Source organism: Chryseobacterium sp. MHB01 (assembly GCF_034651565.1).
GTDB classification, from domain to species: Bacteria; Bacteroidota; Bacteroidia; order Flavobacteriales; family Weeksellaceae; genus Chryseobacterium; species Chryseobacterium nepalense.
The window spans coordinates 505,999-524,046 of record NZ_JAYEDA010000002.1 but is presented as its reverse complement, the minus strand read 5'-3'; the positions used below and the strand labels follow the sequence as shown (position 1 = coordinate 524,046).

Here is an 18,048-nt window from a genome sequence, read left to right as displayed (position 1 = left end):
ATGTGTATTTTTGAAACTTAAAGTTCTAAGAATGGCAAAAATCATAGGTATCGCTAATCAGAAAGGAGGTGTTGGAAAAACAACAACAGCTGTTAATTTAGCTGCGGCATTAGGGGTATTGGAAAAGAAAATATTAATCATTGATGCTGATCCTCAGGCCAATGCAACTTCCGGTTTAGGAGTGGATGATGTTCAGTATTCTACATACAACTTATTGGAGCACAGTGTTGAAACAGAAAAATGCATCAAGCAGACGGCAACACCAAATCTCGACATCGTGCCTTCACACATCGATCTTGTAGCAGCAGAAATTGAGCTGGTAGACAAGGAAGACAGAGAATACATGCTGAAAAAAGCCCTGCAGAGTGTCAGAGACAATTATGACTATATCATCATTGACTGTGCACCAAGTTTGGGTCTGATCACCGTAAATGCTCTTACGGCTGCTGACTCTGTAATTATCCCGATCCAGTGTGAATATTTCGCATTGGAAGGTTTGGGGAAGCTCCTCAACACCATTAAAAATGTACAGAAAATTCACAATAAAGACCTTGATATCGAAGGTTTACTGCTTACGATGTATGACAGCAGATTGAGATTATCCAATCAGGTGGTGGAAGAAGTGAATGCACACTTCCCGGAAATGGTTTTTGAAACCATTATCAGCAGAAACGTACGTTTAAGCGAAGCGCCAAGTTTCGGGGAAAGTATCCTGAATTACGATGCCGAAAGTAAAGGAGCGGTTCAGTACATCCAGCTTGCAGAAGAAGTGCTGTTGAAAAATGAAAAATTAGTAAAGAATTAAAAGGCCAATAGCCAAAAAAGCTAAAAGCTAAGAACATATGAAGGATAAAAAAAGAGCGATGGGACGCGGATTGGGCGCTATTCTTAGTGCAGAATCCAAGGCAACGATCAATTCTGCAACCGATGAAGGAGCAGATAAGTTTGTAGGAAATATCGTTGAAATTTCAATAGAAGATATTTATCCGAACGCGACCCAACCAAGAACATATTTTGACGAAAAGGCATTAAACGAACTTGCCCAGTCTATCAAAAACTTAGGGGTAATCCAGCCGATTACGTTAAGAAAGGATGGAGAGAAGTTTGAAATCATATCGGGAGAAAGACGTTACAGAGCCAGTAAATTAGCCGGTTTGGAAACGATTCCTGCCTATATTCGTCTGGTAAATGATCAGGAACTTCTGGAAATGGCTCTTGTTGAAAATATCCAGAGGGAAGATCTTGATGCTATAGAAATTGCATTAACCTATCAAAGATTAATGGATGAGATCGGTCTTACGCAGGAGAATCTCAGCCAGAGAGTGGGGAAAGACAGAAGTACAATTACCAACTCCATCAGGTTATTAAGGTTAAATCCGGATATTCAGAATGCCATCAGAAGCGGAGAAATTTCTGCAGGGCACGGAAGAGCAATTATCAGTCTTGAAAATGAAGAACATCAGCAGATTCTTTTTGATCTTATTATTAAAGAAAAACTTAATGTTCGCCAGGCTGAACAGGCTGCTACAGCTTTAAAAAATCCAAAATCTCCTGCCGCAAAAAGAGCGAAGGCAGAGCTTTCCAATAATTATAAGAGGGCTCAGAAAACGATCGCGGATATACTGGATGTAAAAGTGGAAATTAAAACCTCCGGAAACGGTAAAAAAGGTAAAATTGTTCTTGACTTCAAAAATGAAGATGAGCTTGAATATATTTTATCTCATATTAAATAATGAAAAAAATACTTTTCACCTTTTTTCTGTGTCTTTCCGTAATTGCCTTTTCTCAGGTTAATCCTAATGATACCATCAGGGTAGAATATCACCCGAAAGACAGTATCTCTATAGAAAACAACAATACCAAGACAGAAGAAAATGTTGTTTCGGATCTTGAAAAAGCAAACGGACCGACTAATAATACGCTTAAGCTTAATCCTACAAGAGCGGGGCTTTATTCTGCCGTTTTTCCTGGGTTAGGACAATTCTACAACAAAAAATACTGGAAAGTTCCCATCGTTTGGGGAGCTGTTGGCGCCGGGGTAGGAATTGCCGTCTGGAACGATAATCAATACCGGAAATACAGGGAATATTATATCGCAAAACTCAATGGTACACCCAATGAGTTTGTTGATTCTCATCCCTGGCTGGATAAAGTAGCGTTGGGAAATGCACAGGATCGCGCCAAAAGACAGCGAGATTATGCTATTGCCGGAACAGCATTAATTTATATTCTGAATATTGTAGATGCTGTAGTAGATGCACATCTCTATGAAAGCCGAAAAGATCCGGATCTTTCATTTGCTCCTTCTGTAATCCAAGATCAGTACGGAATTGCACCTCCCAAAACAGGGATCAGTTTAAGTTATAAATTTTAATAAAAAATATAAAACTGCTTTAATTAAATACGCCTTTGCTGAGTGAAACGCCTTTGCGAACGAAAATATAAAGAACGATTTTTGAACAAAAACTTTGCGATCTTTGCGTTAAAAATACAAGCAGCAAAACAAATAAAATATGAAAATAGCACTTGTTGGATACGGCAAAATGGGTAAAATCATTGATGAAATAGCTACTAAAAGAGGTCATGAAGTTGTTGCCAGACTTAAAGAAACTCCAACTGCTGAAAATCTTAATAATCCGGATGTGGTTATTGAATTTTCTTTGCCTGAAGTGGCTTACGAAAATATCAAAGCATGTCTTAAGAATAAAATTCCCGTAATCTGCGGAACAACAGGATGGCTTGAGAAAAAGTCTGAAATTGAGCAGCTGGCTGTTGAGAATAATGCGGCGTTTTTATATGGTTCAAATTTTAGTCTGGGCGTAAATTTATTTTTTGCCTTAAATGAAAAACTGGCAGATTTAATGAAAAACGTTGATGAATATTCCTGTCAGCTGGAAGAAATTCATCATGTCCATAAAAAAGATGCACCAAGTGGAACAGCTATTTCCATTGCGGAAGGCATTTTCAAAAATAATCCGAAATTCAATTCCTGGAAGCTGGAAGAAACCCAGGGAAATCAGTTGGGAATCTTTGCAATTCGAGAAGACGAAGTTCCGGGAACACACAGCGTATTTTACAGAAGTGAGGTAGATGAAATTGAGATCAAGCATACCGCTTTTAATAGAGATGGTTTCGCTCTCGGAGCCGTTGTTGCTGCAGAATGGATTAAGGGTAAAAAAGGAAATTTCACGATGAAAGATGTTTTGGGGCTTTAATTTGAGTGAATGTCCGTAATTTGTCATAATTGAAAAAGCTATTGTGGTCTTAGATGAGTGAAACGGCTTTGAGAACTTAAAAAAGATTAGCATTTAAAAAAATGCGAGCTTTCGTTAAATAAAGTATGATGATTAATAGCGGATAATCAAATTAATTTGTAACAAAATTCCTACATTGCAAACTAATTAGTAGTAATGATCAGCAATAAAAAATTGCTCATTGCGCATTACACATTACTTATATTATAGATTAGGCACAAAAATTTATGAATTATTTTTTAACTTATACAGTTTACGTTCTCATTTTATCTGTATTGATGGGGATTTCAACATGGAAACTGTTCAAAAAGCTCGGGTATAATCCACTCTTTGCTTTTATTCCTTTCTACAACTATTTTATTATTTTAAAGGAAACCAAACACCCGAAATGGTGGGCTATACTATCGTATTTACCGATCGTAGGACCGATTATGATGTCAGTGTTTCATTTATACCTGATGAAAAAGTTCGGCAAAACGCTTTTCAAGGATCAGCTTCTTACGGTAATCCTTCCTTTTATATACATGGCAACCGTTAATTATGGTAAAGATGTAGAGTTGGAAGATGAAAATGAATTGTTTCTTACAGATGAAGAGAAAGAAGCAAAGAAGAAAGACTCTTTCCTGGGGTCGGTGACTTTTGCAGTGGTTTTTGCAACGATCATCCACGTTTTCGTTACCCAGCCTTTCGGGATTCCTACAGGATCTATGGAAAGAACTTTACTCGTGGGAGATTTCCTTTTCGTTAATAAATGGAGCTACGGATACAGACTTCCGATGCGTCCATTGGCCATACCTTTTCTTCAGGGAACAATTTTCGATGCCGGTGAAAAAGGGAATCCTAAAGACGATCCAAAGTCATACGTTGATGGAGTAAAGTTACCTTACGAAAGAATATTACAGTTTAATAAACCGCAGAAACATGATGTGGTCGTTTTCAATTATCCTCAGGATTCAGTACACACGGCGATCGACAGAAAAGATCCTTACGTAAAAAGATGTGTAGCTGTTGCAGGCGATACTTTTGAAATGAGAGGTGGAAGATTATATGTCAACGGAAAACCGGAGACTATTTTAGGAGATCAGGAAATTCAGCATGCCTATACAGTAAACACAGGAACCCAGCTTGATATTCCGGGTATGTATAATACTTACGGATTTTTGCCTGTAAGAGAAATGCAGAATGAAAAAGGCGGATTTACCTACATGTTTCAGGGGCTTACGGATCAAACGGCTAAAGATATTAAAGCTTTGCCTAATGTGATTAGTGTTGAAGAAAATATTAATCCTAAAGATTCGGCAACAATTTCTTATAAACTTAATGCTGATAAAAGTGCTTATACAAAAAGTATTGATACCACTCAATCTATTTTTCCAATCAATAAACCATGGAATCAGGATTGGTACGGTCCTTTGAGGATTCCTAAAAAAGGCGATGTGGTTACTTTAAATCAGGAAACACTGCCGGAATATCAGTGGATCATTTCCGAGTACGAACACAATAGTTTAGAAAATAAAAACGGTAAAATTTTTATCAACGGGAAAGAAACCAATCAGTACACCATCAAACAGGATTACTATATGATGGTGGGAGACAACAGAGATGCATCGTTAGATGCAAGGTTCTTCGGTTTTGTTCCTGAAGAAAATATTGTCGGGAAACCGATGTTTACCTGGTTAAGTATAGAGGGAGCTTTCTCTGATGCGAGTTCTTCCTATCAGGCAAATAAAGGATGGTTCTTTGGAAAAACAATTCGTTGGGACAGAATGTTCAAAGCAACAAACACCGGAGAAGCCAACAAAACTTCTTACTGGTGGATCGCAGCAATGATTCTTATCTTATTCTTCGGATGGGAATATTTTGTGAAATTATTCAGAAAGAAAAAAACAGACGACGAATAAATCTGATGTTTAAAAATAAAATTTACAATAGAGTTCTCCTTACAGGAAGCTTTATTATTACGCTTTTAATTATTGCAAAACTCTCCGGAGTTTTGCAATATGCTTATGTACCCCAGGCTGGTTGTGAACCAAACATAAAAAAAGGTTCATTTGTGATTGTTACCAATATCCTTCCTTATGAAAAATTTAAATTATTGACGTATAATCAAAACTCAGAAAAATTTGGTAAAGGTGTCTATATTCAAAGACTAGTGGGTACAGAGGGAGATAAGATTCAGATTAAAAATGGTAATCTATTTGTAAATAACGAATTGGCTGATAAGGGAATTCGTTTAAAACATTTATATAAAATTGACAGAGCTTTTGTTAATGATTTAATGTTAAAAGGAGTTTCTGAAAATGAATTCTATCAGATCGATGATAACTACTTCCTGACTAATCTAAGCGAAAATCAACTTAGTGACCACTTCTTTTACGAAAGGTTCATAAATCTCAATCAAGATAAGGATATTGTGAAAATTTACCATAAAAATTGGACGGCAGATAATTTCGGACCGGTTACGATTCCTCCGGGAAAAGTGTTTTTTCTTGGAGATAATAGAAATGCAAGTCTGGATTCAAGGTTTATTGGATTTGTTGATGAAAGTGAAATAACGGGAAGCGTTATTTATCCTAAAAATTAAAATTATGAACACAATATTATTACCGGTATTTTATTTACCACCTATCTCATGGTTTTCAGCTTTTCTGAATTCTGAAAATGAAATTATATTTGAACAGTTTGAAAGCTTTCCGAAGCAGACCTACAGAAACAGAGCCAATATATACGGAGCAAATGGTAAACTATCTTTAATTATACCTATTTCCCATAACGGGAAAAGAGAATATAAAGATATTGAAATTTCGTACCGGGAAGATTGGCAAAACCTCCACTGGAAGTCTATTAAAACAGCGTATCAAAGTTCTCCGTATTTCGAGTTCTATGAAGATAAGCTTAGGAAAATTTTTGAAATTAAAGAAAAAAACCTGCTGGACTTTAATCTGAAAGCACTTGAAATCATTCAACAGATTCTTAAAACCGAAAAGGCATACTCTTTGAATGTAGAATACATCAAAAATCCTCAAGAACTAAATTTCAGGGAAAAATTTTCAGCAAAAAAAAATTCAGAATTTGAGATGGAAGAATATTATCAGACATTTTCCGATAAATCAGGATTCTTAAAAGATTTATCAATTTTAGATCTTATTTGTAACAAAGGACCCGAATCTCTTACTTATATTAAAAATATTAAACAATCATACTAACATGAAAAAGGTATTATTAGCCGCTATTTTTTTAGTGGGATTCGGTTTCTCGCACGCGCAGGAAGCCAAAGCGGACTCTGATCCGATGAAAGATAAGGATCTTATGACATGGTATCATAAAGATTTTGCTACTACAAAAATTTATGGAGTTAACACAGACAATGCTTATAAATATTTAGAATCCAAAGGGCTTAAACCTAAAACCGTTGTTGTAGGCGTTTTAGATAGCGGTGTCCAGGTAGATCATCCCGGGCTTGTTAAAAATGTATGGAGCAACCCGAATGAAGTTCCTGGTAACGGTAAAGATGATGACGGAAACGGATACATTGACGATGTTCACGGATGGAATTTCATCGGTGGAAAAAACGGAGATATTGATATCGACAATATGGAAGTAACACGCGTTGTTGCTAAATACAAACCTGTTTTCGAAGGTGAGGATTCTGCCAAAAACAAAGCAAACCAGGCAAAAATGCCGGAAGAATTTGCGATGTATATGAAATCGAAGGATATCTTCACCAAAAAAAGTATGGAGGCAAGACAAGGTTTCCAAACTTATACAATGATCAATGAAGCAATTCCTACAATGGTAAAGCTGTTGAATGGAAAACCTGTTACTCCTGAAAATGTGGCGACAATAAAACCTGCTGATCAAAAAGAAGCAATGGCTGCACAGGTCTTGGCTCAGGTAGCACAAAGCCCGGAATTTAAAGGCAAATCTGCCGCAGAATTCGAAAAGGCGATGAGCGGACAAATTAAAGAAGCATTAGATTATTTCGGTCCACAGGAAAAGCAGTATAATCTTGATTACGATCCGAGAAAAGAAATCGTAGGCGATAATTATGATGATTATTCCGAAAAAAAATATGGAAACAATCATTACGAAGGTCCTGATGCAGAACACGGAACACACGTTGCCGGAATTATTGCAGGATTGCCAAACGGAAATGAAACACAGTATGGAGTAGCTTCAAAAGTTGCCAAAATCATGTCTGTAAGAACCGTTCCTAATGGTGATGAGAGGGATAAAGATGTAGCCAATGCGATTCGGTATGCTGTAGACAACGGAGCGAAAGTATTAAATATGAGCTTCGGAAAACCGGTTTCTCCCGGTAAAAATGTAGTTTGGGATGCATTCAAATATGCTCAGGATAAAGGCGTTTTATTAGTGAAAGCAGCCGGTAATGAAAATGAAGACGTTGCAGAACATCTTGCTTATCCTACAAATTTCAAAAATGTAACAGATGATAAGCCGTTTGTAAATAACGTTTTGGTGGTAGGAGCAAGTACCAACGACAATAATGCGTTAAGAGCAAGTTTTTCCAATTACAATAAAAAAATGGTAAATGTATTTGCACCGGGGCAGGAAATTTATTCTACCGTTCCTCACAGCGAATATAAATATCTTCAGGGAACATCAATGGCTTCTCCGGTAGTAGCAGGTGCAGCAGCTGTTCTGTTAGCTTATATGCCTGGTCTTACACCGGCTCAGGTTATTGAATCTTTAGTTAAATCAAGCAATCCGAGCACGTCAAATGAGTTTGGTACCTATTCTGAAGCTGGTGGAGTTATCGACCTGAAAAAAGCTGCGGAATATGCATATACCAATTTCTATAACGGGAAATCCGGTTCATCTAAAAAGGCTACAAAATCCATAAAAAAGACTGTTAAAAAATAGTTTATCTGCTTATATTAAGCCTTAATTCATATAAAGTCCGAAATTTTCGGACTTTTTTTATTGCTATTTTATATTTTTGGCACGGTTTTTTGTAATTTTATTTTAACAAAAAATAATAAACTACAATATGAAAAAGTTACTATTTACAGCGATGCTGGGAGCTTCAGTTTTTGCAGTATCTTGTTCCGGGGTTAAAAATGCGAAAACGGCTCAAAACCAAAGATCAGAATTTCTTAAAATGAAAGGAGACTGGCAAATTGTCAGTGTAAATTATGATAAACAGTTCAAAGTAAAGCCGTTTGATGATGGAATTGATGCACAATGTTTCGTAGGAAGCCACTGGAGATTGATTCCTAACAATTGGACTGGTGCTTACACTGTTAATGGGGGCGGAACTTGTGGAGCAGGTTTTACACAGCCGATTAAAATTGATGTGGCAAACGGGAATACTTTTAGCTTTAAAAAAATTGCCGAAGGTACGAAAGCCAAACAAAATACGGCCGGATACACCCTTACACTTACAAATCAAACCACAGATCAGTTTTCACTGGAACAGAATATTCCATCAGACGGAGAAAATGTAAGGATTGTATATAACTTCGAAAGAACAGGAATGAAATAATCGGTACTGCCGAATTAATATTAACATTAAAATAAAGAGAAATGAAATTTACAAAAACATATATAGGGGGCCTTTTTTTATCTTCAGCTTTATTGCTTACAAGTTGTGAAGCTGTAAAGAATTCTAACCATCAGCAGAGAGGTACTGCAGTAGGTGTAGCATCAGGAGCTGTAATCGGAGGTATTCTCGGTAACAATGTAGGAAGAGGAGGAAATGGAGCTATTGGTGCTGTTTTAGGAGGTGTTATTGGCGGTGTAGCCGGTAATGTAATCGGTTCTAAAATGGACAAGCAGGCAAGAGAGATTAAAGAAACTTTACCTGGAGCCGAGGTTGAACGAGTGGGAGACGGTATCAAAATTACTTTAAATGAAAGTATTGTTAATTTTGATTTCGACTCATCTGCCCTTACAACTACTGCTAAAACCAACCTTGATAAGCTGGCACAGGTCCTTGTTAATAATCCAGATACGAACATCAATATTTACGGACACACGGACAGCAAAGGATCGGATTCCTATAATATGTCACTTTCAGAAAGAAGAGCAGGCTCCGTAAAATCTTATTTGATGGGAAAAGGAATTGCTTCCAGCAGATTATTTGCTAAAGGAGAAGGTGAAGCAATGCCGGTAGCTTCTAATGATACGGATGCAGGAAGAGCAAAAAACAGAAGGGTTGAATTTGCGATCACAGCGAATGAAAAGATGATCAATGACGCACAGAACGGACAATAGTAATCACATATAAATATTTTCTTAAATAACCGCTTTTGCGGTTATTTTTGTATTTTTATGCTGGCTTTCTTTAAAATTATTATTTTTGTATTTGAAATAACATAAATGAAGAAATATTTTAAACTGCTCCGTGTAGAGCAATGGGTAAAAAACCTGTTTGTTTTTGTTCCGCTATTTTTTTCTGGTAATATTAAAAATATCGATCTGCTTTCCAAAAGTATTTTCGCTTTCATTATTTTCTCTCTGGCAGCAAGTGCCGTTTATATCCTGAATGATTATAATGATATTGAAGCAGATAAAAAACACCCCGAAAAGAGAAGAAGACCTTTGGCCAGCGGGGCCATTTCAAAATCTCAGGCAATAGCAATTTTTATTGGGCTTATTGCAGCAGATATTGCGTTGATGTTTTTTTCGCAGGCTTATTTTCAACAAAATCTATGGAAATTTGCTACCATCATCGCTTCTTATTTTTTGATGAATCTTGCTTATACATTCAGGCTGAAGCACGTTCCTATTATTGATATTTCCATTATTGCTCTGGGATTTGTACTCAGGGTTTTAGCAGGAGGATATATTACCGGGATCAGTATTTCTCAGTGGGCTATTTTACTGACTTTCGTACTTGCCCTTGTATTGGCTATAGGTAAAAGAAGAGGGGAACTCATCAATGCACAGATCTCGGGTAAAACAAGAAAAGCTTTGGACGGATATAATGTTCAGTTTGCAGATATTGCACTTTCTATTTCTGTAACGCTTGCTATAGTATGTTATCTGATGTTTACGCTTTCACCGGAAGTGCAGGCAAAATTTCATCAGCGCGTTTTTTTTACAGTAATTTTCGTTGTTTTTGCTTTTTTAAGATATTTACAGCAGACGCTGGTTTATAACAGAACAGAATCTCCCACCAAAATTGTGTATCGTGACAGATATATTCAGGTTACTTTATTATTGTGGGTAGCTGCATTTTTAATTCAAATATATTTTAAAAAATGAAGCCGGATTTTGTACAGAAAGTAACCAACTGGGGAAATTATCCCATTGTGGAAAAGGAAATGAGATCTGAAGACAGTTTCCAGAAAATAAAAGAGTTTGTGCTTACCCATAATGAAGTGATCGCAAGAGGCAACGGAAGATGCTACGGAGATGCTTCACTGGGAGAATATATATTTTCAACAAAAAAGCTCAATAAATTCATAAGCTTTGACCGGTTAAACGGAATTATCGAATGCGAATCCGGAGTTTTGCTTTCTGATGTCCTGGAAATTGCCGTACCACAGGGATATTTCCTCTATGTTACTCCGGGAACAAAATTCGTGTCGGTAGGAGGAGCCATTGCATCAGATGTTCATGGTAAAAATCATCATAGCGAAGGATGTTTTTCAGAATACGTCATTGAGTTTAAATTAATGATTGAAAACGGCGATATTATTACCTGCTCAAGAGAGGAAAACTCTGAAAAATTCTGGTCTACCATTGGAGGCATGGGACTTACGGGAATTATTCTTACTGCAAAATTCAGGCTTAAAAATATTCAGACGGCATATATTCGTCAGGAAAGTATTAAAGCGGAAAATCTTGATGAAATTTTCAGACTCTTCGAAGAAAGTGAAAGCTGGACCTATAATGTAGCATGGATCGACTGTCTTCAAAAAGGTAAAAATATTGGAAGAAGTATTTTGATGAGAGGAGAACACGCTTTTCAGCATGAACTGCCTCAAAAATTCAGAGATCAGCCTCTAAGGCTTAAAAAAAAGTTTGAACCCAAAGTCCCTTTTTATTTTCCGGGATTTGTTTTAAATGCTTTTACCGTAAAGATCTTTAATTATTTTTACTTTAAAAAGCAATCTAAAAAAGAAGTAACAGACTTTATTGATTACGAAACATTTTTTTATCCTCTTGATTTTGTAAAAGACTGGAACAGGATCTATGGAAAATCTGGGTTTATTCAATACCAGATGATGATTCCCAAAGAAAAAGGTAAAGAGGGGATGAGAAAAATCCTTGAAACAATTGCCAATAGCGGAAACGGCTCATTTCTGGCAGTGTTAAAGCTGTACGGGAAAGAAAATCCACAGGCTTATAATTCTTTTCCTTTTGAAGGCTATTCATTAGCATTAGATTTTAAAGTAAATTCAAAACTAAGAAAGTTAATCGACAGGCTGGATGATATCGTAGAAGAATATCATGGAAAGATTTATCTTACGAAAGATAGCATGAGCAGATCATCGCTTACTAATTACCTCAAGAATGTTCAGAGTTCAAAATTTGTGTCTTTACAGCACAAAAGAATCATAAATAATAGTTAACCCAGATGATCGTTTTAGGAAGTACATCGGAAGTAGCACAGGCATTTGTGGAAGAAGCCCTGAAACAGGGAGAAAAGTTTGAAAAAATTTATCTTATTACCTCAAATGTGGAAACCGCAGAAAGATTTGCAAGGCATATTGATGTGAAATTTCTTCAGCAGGCGGAAGTAATCGGGATGGATCTGATGAAAGAAGCAGATTACAATGCATTTGAACAGATCAATTCCAATCTTTTGTTTTGTGCCGTAGGATATTTGGGCGAAGGAACCGAAGAGGGATTATACGATAATAAGAATACGGGAAAAATCATCGACATCAACTATGCGAAACTTGTTCCGGTACTTAATTATTTTGCACAGAAATTTGAAAGCAGAAGATCCGGAACAATTATCGGGCTTTCATCGGTGGCCGGTGATCGTGGAAGACAGAGCAACTTTATTTACGGCAGCGCAAAAGCAGCTTTTACGGCTTACCTGAGCGGTCTCAGGAATTATCTTTCAGATAAAAAAGTGCACGTGATGACTGTGAAACCCGGATTTATGGCTACTAAAATGACCGAAGGGCTTCCCCTGAATCCCGCACTTACAGCGAGTCCTGATCAGGCTGCTGAATATATTTTCAAAGCCTATAAAAAAAGAAAAAATATAATGTACGTCTTGCCGGTGTGGGGAGTGATTATGCTCATCATCAGGAATATTCCGGAATTTATATTTAAAAAGCTTAAGCTCTAAATTATGTACAGTTAAAAATATCTTTCCGACATTTGCGTTAAGATACATTAAAGAAAATTCAATGAAGAAATTGTATTGTTTTGATTTCGACGGGACACTTACCTACAAAGACACCATGTTTATGTACCTGCGGTTTTATGATCCTGTAAAATTCAGATTGCAGTTTCTGAAACATATTCCGCTATTTGTTTTACTTAAATTAAAACTTGCCGATACCGAAAAGGTGAAAAAAAGTTTTATAGGTTCTATTCTTAAAGGCCAGACGCAGGAAAAAATAGAAAAAAAATCCAACCAGTTTTTTGAGCATTACTACCCGAAAATTATTCGCGAAAATGCCTTGGATTTTATCAGCAATATTGATCGTGAGCATACACACAGTCTTTTGGTAACCGCTTCATTGGATATCTGGGCAAAACCCTTTGCAGATGCTTTCCAGATGGAGCTTGTAGCAACAAGAGCAGAATTTAAAAACGGGGTTTTCACGGGTAATTTTTTAGGAAAAAACTGTAACGGGAAAGAAAAACTTATTCGCATACAGGCGGAAATTACCAACCGTAAATATGATAAAATCATTGCTTTCGGAGATACCTCAGGAGACAGGCAGATGCTTCAATGGGCAAATGAAGGACATTATCAATTTTTTCACTAATTTTGGGAAATGAAATTCAGCATGAGGATTAGGCTTTAAAGCTGAAAAATAAATCCTTAACCTGCTGTTTTCGGTAATAAACTGATTCCGTAGAAATAAAATCTTCAAAGTAAAATGAATAAAATATACTTAGATAACGCTGCTACAACGCCTCTTGCAGAAGAAGTTATCGATGCAATGGTAGATACCATGAAAATGAATTTTGGAAACCCGTCTTCAACACACAGTTTCGGACAGGAAGCAAAAATTCTTATCGAAAACGTAAGAAGGGAGGTTGCAGATTATCTTCATGTTACTCCGGCCGAAATCATATTCACATCCTGCGGGACGGAATCAAATAATATGATTATCAAATCTGCCGTTGATCATCTTGGAGTACAGAGAATTATCAGTTCTCCTTTGGAACACAAATGTGTTTCCGAGAGTATCCTGGATATGAAAAACAGAAAAGGGGTAGAAGTAAACTACATCCGTCCTGATGAGAAAGGAGACATTGATCTTACAAAGCTGGAAGCATTACTGAAATCTTCAGATAAAAAAACATTGGTAAGCCTGATGCATGCCAATAACGAAATCGGAAATCTTACCGATATTAAAAAGGTGGCAGAACTTTGTAAAGCCAATAATGCACTTTTCCATTCGGATACGGTACAGACCATGGCACATATGCAGCTGGACTTTTCCGATATTCAGGTAGATTTTGCATCATGCAGTGCGCATAAATTTCATGGGCCGAAAGGAATAGGTTTTGCCTTTATCAGAAAATCAAGCGGATTAAAAGGAATTATTACCGGAGGTCCGCAGGAAAGAAGCCTGAGAGCCGGAACAGAAAACGTAGCCGGAATTGTAGGATTGGGAAAAGCATTGGAACTTTCTCTGAATTACTTGGAAGAATATGCAGCTCATATGGAGAATATTAAAGCATATGCTGTAGAAAAGCTTAAACAAACCGTTCCCGGAATTAAATTTAATGGAAGAAGCGCAGAAAAAGACACCAGTCTTTATACTGTTTTAAGCGCATTATTACCATATAAAAATCCTTTAATTGGTCTTCAGCTGGATATGAAGGGAATAGCAATTTCTCAGGGAAGCGCATGTTCTTCAGGAGCATCCAAACCATCTATGGTAATGATGATGGTACTTTCTGAAGATGAAATGGACCACTGTACTCCTTTACGGATCTCATTTAGCCATATGACTACTACCGAAGATATTGATGCCTTAGCGGATGCTTTGCATGAAATTTCCAGAGATTTTGTTATAGAAAATACAAATGTTGAGCATAGATAACTCTATTACTCAAATGGCGTAATTTTGGTGATAGTTTATAAGTAAACAAGAATATAATATTAATTAAATAAAAGAAATTAAAATGGCTTTAGAAATTACAGACAGCTCATTTCAGGAAACGGTTTTAAAATCAGATAAGCCTGTATTGGTAGACTTTTGGGCAGTATGGTGCGGACCTTGTAGAACGTTGGGACCAATTATCGAAGAGGTTGCAACAGATTTCGAAGGGAAAGCGGTAGTGGGAAAAGTAGATGTAGACAACAACCAGGAAATCTCAATGCAGTATGGGATTAGAAATATTCCAACAGTACTTATTTTTAAGAATGGTGAAGTTGTTGATAAATTAGTTGGTGTAGCTCCAAAGGATGTGATCGCTCAAAAATTAAGCGCACACTTGTAAAATAATAAGTTTGATAATGAATGCCTTCCACTTTTGGAAGGCTTTTTTTTCAAAAATAATTTGCAGGAAAGGAAAAAAGTTGTAGTTTTGCAATCACAAAAAAGAAACAACGTTCTTTAAAAAATGATCCGGTAGTTCAGCTGGTTAGAATGCCGCCCTGTCACGGCGGAGGTCGCGGGTTCGAGTCCCGTCCGGATCGCAGAAGTTTTATCAATTTCTTTAAAAAATTGATCCGGTAGTTCAGTTGGTTAGAATGCCGCCCTGTCACGGCGGAGGTCGCGGGTTCGAGTCCCGTCCGGATCGCAACTACAATATCAAAGTAGTACAAAAAGCTTTAAAACGTATGTTTTAAAGCTTTTTTTGTTTTATGTCTGTTCAAAGAGAACTAAAAAAGCATAATCTGAAAGTGACCTATTCAGTGACCTGTTGAAATAGGTTAAAAAGGTCACTGGAAATTCAGACAAACCCTTTTCAGCAGCTGGTTCAGCAACTGAACATCTTGTGTTAAGTTTTTACTAAGGTTAATTTTAAATCTCAAAAGCTAAACGATATGAACAAGACATTCAATTTACTTTTCTATGTGAAGAAATCGAAAATCAATTCTGTAGGAGAGTCTCCTATTTATTTGCGGATTACCATCGACGGCAAAATAACCGAAATAAGCACAAAGCGTACAGTAAAGCCTACGAAATGGAATTCTGCAATGCAGAAGGTTAGTGGCTCTTCGGAAGAATGCAGATCCCTTAATTATTATTTGAAAACATTTGAGCAAAAAGTTTACGATACCTATCACGAATTAATCAGAGATAAGGAAGCCGTAACTTCTGAGGCTATTAAGAATAAGTTAGTAGGTAGAGGTAGAATAACCCGAACACTCATTCCCGTTTTTCAGGATCATAATGATCGAATGGAGAAACTTATAGACAAAGAATTTGCCCAAGGAACGTTAACCCGTTATAAGACCTGTCTGAAACATACCAAAGATTTTTTGAAATGGAAATATAGTATTACCGACATTGAAATAAAAAAGATCGATTATGCTTTTCTAAACGATTTTGAATTTTTTTTAAGGACTGAAAGATCCTGTAATAATAATTCTGCAGTAAAATATATCAAGAATTTTGGTAAGATTATACGTATCTGTCTTGCAAATGGATGGATGGAAAGAGATCCTTTTATGAACTATCATTCTAAGTTTAATGAAGTGACAAGAATGTTCCTTAATGAAAAGGAGATAGAAGTACTTTTTGCCAAAGATTTTAAAAATGAGAGATTGTCTTTGGTAAGAGATATTTTTCTGTTCAGCTGTTTCACCGGACTAGCGTACATTGATACTCAAAAACTAACATATCAAAATATCAATTTGGGACTTGATGGCTCTCAATGGATTTATACAAAACGTCAGAAAACTAAAACTACTTCTAATATTCCCTTACTTTCTCAAACAGAGAAAATTATTGAAAAATACAAAAATCATCCAGTATGTCTTAATAATGGAAAGTTGCTGCCTATTCTGAGTAATCAAAAGATGAATGCATATCTTAAGGAGATTGCCGACCTGTGCGGAATTAACAAAGAATTGACCTATCATATTGCACGACATACCTTTGCAACAACGATAACTTTATCTAATGGGGTTTCCATTGAAAGTGTTAGTAAAATGCTAGGTCACAAGAGCATTAAGACAACACAGCATTATGCGAAAATACTTGATAAAAAAGTCAGTGAGGATATGATGGAATTGAAGCAAAAATTTACTAATAAGGAAATTGTTGTAATTTTTTAGGTAACTCATTTTTGCTGAAGGATTCTTGATAATTGTAATAATAAAGATTATCTACTGAACTCTGGAAAAAACCTTAATTTCAAGGAAATCGGACTGCGTTTTCCCATCATCTATGTGAAACACTCTTTCGATTTTTATTGATTTATAATAGCTAATTAATTGAAATCTGTGAGTATCATTTATATGTTATTTAATAAGTAATGTATTAAAAAAATGCTCAGCAAAAATAAAACAGTGGTGACTATGAGCAAGAAAATGTTGTTCTCGTAAAATGTATTATTATTAATACGTTTTTTGTTATTGTAGTAATTAATATATGAAAATAATAAAACTATAGCTCCAACAATGACAATTACAATCCCTACAAGACTGGAATGTCCATTTTGAGCGTGCACTGTGTTTTTAGCTTCTGCAACTAAAGGTATCTGCTTAAGAAATAGGGAAAATTTAACTAGTATGAATCCGAAACCCATCAATGCTATCGATGTTCGCATCCACGCAAGAAATGTTCTTTCATTTGCCAAATGTTCACTGGTATGATTTGGTTTATCTTTATTCATATCTTATTCAAAATTTATCTTATGCCTACAATAGCTAACAATACCAAATTTACAAATTAAGTTTGAAATAGATTTTTTATCTATTAGCAATTTGCAACAAAATAAAATGTTCTAGGTTACATATTGACGGTTTATATTCAGAAGAAATATATTATATTAGAAGAAATATTTTTGCAATGGAACATACTGAATTTTCTTCCGATGTCATTTCTTCACAGGAATTACTTGATAAGCTTTACCAAAATGGTAATATAAAAACCTACCGGGAAGGTGAAATCATTTTAGATGAAAATGCTTCGATCCGATCTATACCAATTGTAATGAAGGGATTGTTGAAAGTAATACGAACGGAAGAAGATGGAAGAGAAATATTATTATACTATATTAAAGCAGGTGAAAGCTGCATTATGTCTTTTCTTGGTGGAATGCATAATGAAAAGAGTATTGTAAAGGCAGAAGTTGAAGAAGATTCCGAGATACTTTTCTTACCTGTAGAAAAGGTTTCGCTCTTTATCAAAGAATATCCGGAATGGCTGGACTATATTTTCAGACTATATCACAAACGCTTTGAAGAATTACTGGATATTATTAATGCTATAGCTTTTAAAAAGGTAGATGAGCGACTACTAAATCTTCTTACTAAAAAAGCAGAAATAGCAAATTCAAATACTATAGTCGTTACTCACGAGCAGCTTGCGAATGAACTTGGAACAGTAAGAGTTGTTGTTTCCCGACTTCTAAAGCAATTGGAAGATTCTGGAAAAGTGAAATTGGGAAGAAACAAAATTATTTTTTCAGATCTGAACTAAAATTTTCTTATGTAACAAAAGTAGCG

The 18,048-nt window shown here is 36.0% G+C and carries 19 protein-coding genes and 2 tRNA genes; 20 read left to right on the top strand and 1 reads right to left on the bottom strand.

Annotation, left to right across the window (positions count from 1 at the left end; translation table 11 throughout):
- The first annotated feature begins 31 nt into the window (after positions 1-31).
- The 19 genes from U9K52_RS06035 to U9K52_RS05945 all read left to right on the top strand — a co-directional run bounded on the left by U9K52_RS06035 (position 32) and on the right by U9K52_RS05945 (position 16,653).
- Positions 32-805 carry a ParA family protein gene (locus U9K52_RS06035; protein ID WP_169232622.1) on the top strand — a complete coding sequence of 258 codons (774 nt, stop codon included), beginning with the start codon at positions 32-34 and terminating at the stop codon, positions 803-805.
- Positions 806-842: 37 nt separating this feature from the next.
- The gene (locus U9K52_RS06030) at positions 843-1,733 is read left to right on the top strand and encodes a ParB/RepB/Spo0J family partition protein (RefSeq protein ID WP_123851087.1); all 891 of its coding nucleotides are present in this window, start codon (positions 843-845) and stop codon (positions 1,731-1,733) included.
- The gene (locus U9K52_RS06025; protein ID WP_248394403.1) at positions 1,733-2,374 is read left to right on the top strand and encodes a DUF5683 domain-containing protein; all 642 of its coding nucleotides are present in this window, start codon (positions 1,733-1,735) and stop codon (positions 2,372-2,374) included. Before U9K52_RS06030 ends, U9K52_RS06025 begins: the two co-directional genes overlap by 1 nt.
- A gap of 139 nt (positions 2,375-2,513) precedes the next feature.
- Complete coding sequence (gene dapB / locus U9K52_RS06020) at positions 2,514-3,215, top strand: 4-hydroxy-tetrahydrodipicolinate reductase (protein WP_322925652.1); 702 nt, start codon at positions 2,514-2,516, stop codon at positions 3,213-3,215.
- A 266-nt stretch (positions 3,216-3,481) separates the two neighbouring features.
- Positions 3,482-5,155, top strand: coding sequence for a signal peptidase I (lepB, locus tag U9K52_RS06015; RefSeq protein ID WP_322925651.1), 1,674 nt, complete (start codon positions 3,482-3,484; stop codon positions 5,153-5,155).
- A gap of 5 nt (positions 5,156-5,160) precedes the next feature.
- Positions 5,161-5,838, top strand: coding sequence for a signal peptidase I (gene lepB, locus U9K52_RS06010; RefSeq protein WP_322925650.1), 678 nt, complete (start codon positions 5,161-5,163; stop codon positions 5,836-5,838).
- Positions 5,839-5,842: 4 nt separating this feature from the next.
- Entirely contained in the window at positions 5,843-6,460 is a 618-nt protein-coding gene (locus U9K52_RS06005) for a WbqC family protein (RefSeq protein WP_248394395.1), read from the top strand.
- Between the two features lies 1 nt (position 6,461).
- Positions 6,462-8,138: a S8 family serine peptidase gene (locus U9K52_RS06000; protein WP_322925649.1), complete on the top strand. Its 1,677-nt coding sequence runs from the start codon at positions 6,462-6,464 to the stop codon at positions 8,136-8,138.
- Positions 8,139-8,265: 127 nt separating this feature from the next.
- Positions 8,266-8,760, top strand: coding sequence for a hypothetical protein (locus tag U9K52_RS05995; RefSeq protein ID WP_322925648.1), 495 nt, complete (start codon positions 8,266-8,268; stop codon positions 8,758-8,760).
- A 41-nt stretch (positions 8,761-8,801) separates the two neighbouring features.
- Positions 8,802-9,491 carry an OmpA family protein gene (locus U9K52_RS05990; RefSeq protein WP_248394388.1) on the top strand — a complete coding sequence of 230 codons (690 nt, stop codon included), beginning with the start codon at positions 8,802-8,804 and terminating at the stop codon, positions 9,489-9,491.
- Positions 9,492-9,596: 105 nt separating this feature from the next.
- Positions 9,597-10,484, top strand: a complete 888-nt coding sequence (locus tag U9K52_RS05985; RefSeq protein ID WP_322925647.1) for a decaprenyl-phosphate phosphoribosyltransferase — start codon at positions 9,597-9,599, stop codon at positions 10,482-10,484.
- Positions 10,481-11,797, top strand: coding sequence for an FAD-binding oxidoreductase (locus tag U9K52_RS05980; RefSeq protein WP_263602530.1), 1,317 nt, complete (start codon positions 10,481-10,483; stop codon positions 11,795-11,797). Before U9K52_RS05985 ends, U9K52_RS05980 begins: the two co-directional genes overlap by 4 nt.
- A 5-nt stretch (positions 11,798-11,802) precedes the next feature.
- Complete coding sequence (locus U9K52_RS05975) at positions 11,803-12,528, top strand: SDR family NAD(P)-dependent oxidoreductase (RefSeq protein ID WP_322925645.1); 726 nt, start codon at positions 11,803-11,805, stop codon at positions 12,526-12,528.
- 61 nt (positions 12,529-12,589) lie between these two features.
- Positions 12,590-13,177 carry an HAD family hydrolase gene (locus tag U9K52_RS05970; RefSeq protein WP_263602532.1) on the top strand — a complete coding sequence of 196 codons (588 nt, stop codon included), beginning with the start codon at positions 12,590-12,592 and terminating at the stop codon, positions 13,175-13,177.
- A 114-nt stretch (positions 13,178-13,291) separates the two neighbouring features.
- Positions 13,292-14,467 (top strand): cysteine desulfurase family protein, encoded by a 1,176-nt coding sequence (locus U9K52_RS05965; protein ID WP_322925644.1) that lies wholly within the window; start codon positions 13,292-13,294, stop codon positions 14,465-14,467.
- 82 nt (positions 14,468-14,549) lie between these two features.
- Positions 14,550-14,867 carry a thioredoxin gene (gene trxA, locus U9K52_RS05960; RefSeq protein WP_029296722.1) on the top strand — a complete coding sequence of 106 codons (318 nt, stop codon included), beginning with the start codon at positions 14,550-14,552 and terminating at the stop codon, positions 14,865-14,867.
- Positions 14,868-14,992: 125 nt separating this feature from the next.
- Positions 14,993-15,066 (top strand) — tRNA-Asp (locus U9K52_RS05955).
- 30 nt (positions 15,067-15,096) lie between these two features.
- Positions 15,097-15,170 (top strand) — tRNA-Asp (locus U9K52_RS05950).
- A 247-nt stretch (positions 15,171-15,417) separates the two neighbouring features.
- Positions 15,418-16,653: a site-specific integrase gene (locus U9K52_RS05945; protein WP_034741491.1), complete on the top strand. Its 1,236-nt coding sequence runs from the start codon at positions 15,418-15,420 to the stop codon at positions 16,651-16,653.
- Between the two features lie 179 nt (positions 16,654-16,832).
- Here U9K52_RS05945 and U9K52_RS21385 read toward each other — a convergent pair whose 3' ends face one another.
- Complete coding sequence (locus U9K52_RS21385) at positions 16,833-17,126, bottom strand: DUF202 domain-containing protein (protein WP_346986600.1); 294 nt, start codon at positions 17,124-17,126, stop codon at positions 16,833-16,835.
- Between the two features lie 263 nt (positions 17,127-17,389).
- On the opposite strand from U9K52_RS21385, the gene U9K52_RS05940 reads away from it, so the two are divergent.
- Positions 17,390-18,022, top strand: coding sequence for a Crp/Fnr family transcriptional regulator (locus U9K52_RS05940; protein ID WP_034741485.1), 633 nt, complete (start codon positions 17,390-17,392; stop codon positions 18,020-18,022).
- Positions 18,023-18,048 lie beyond the last annotated feature (26 nt).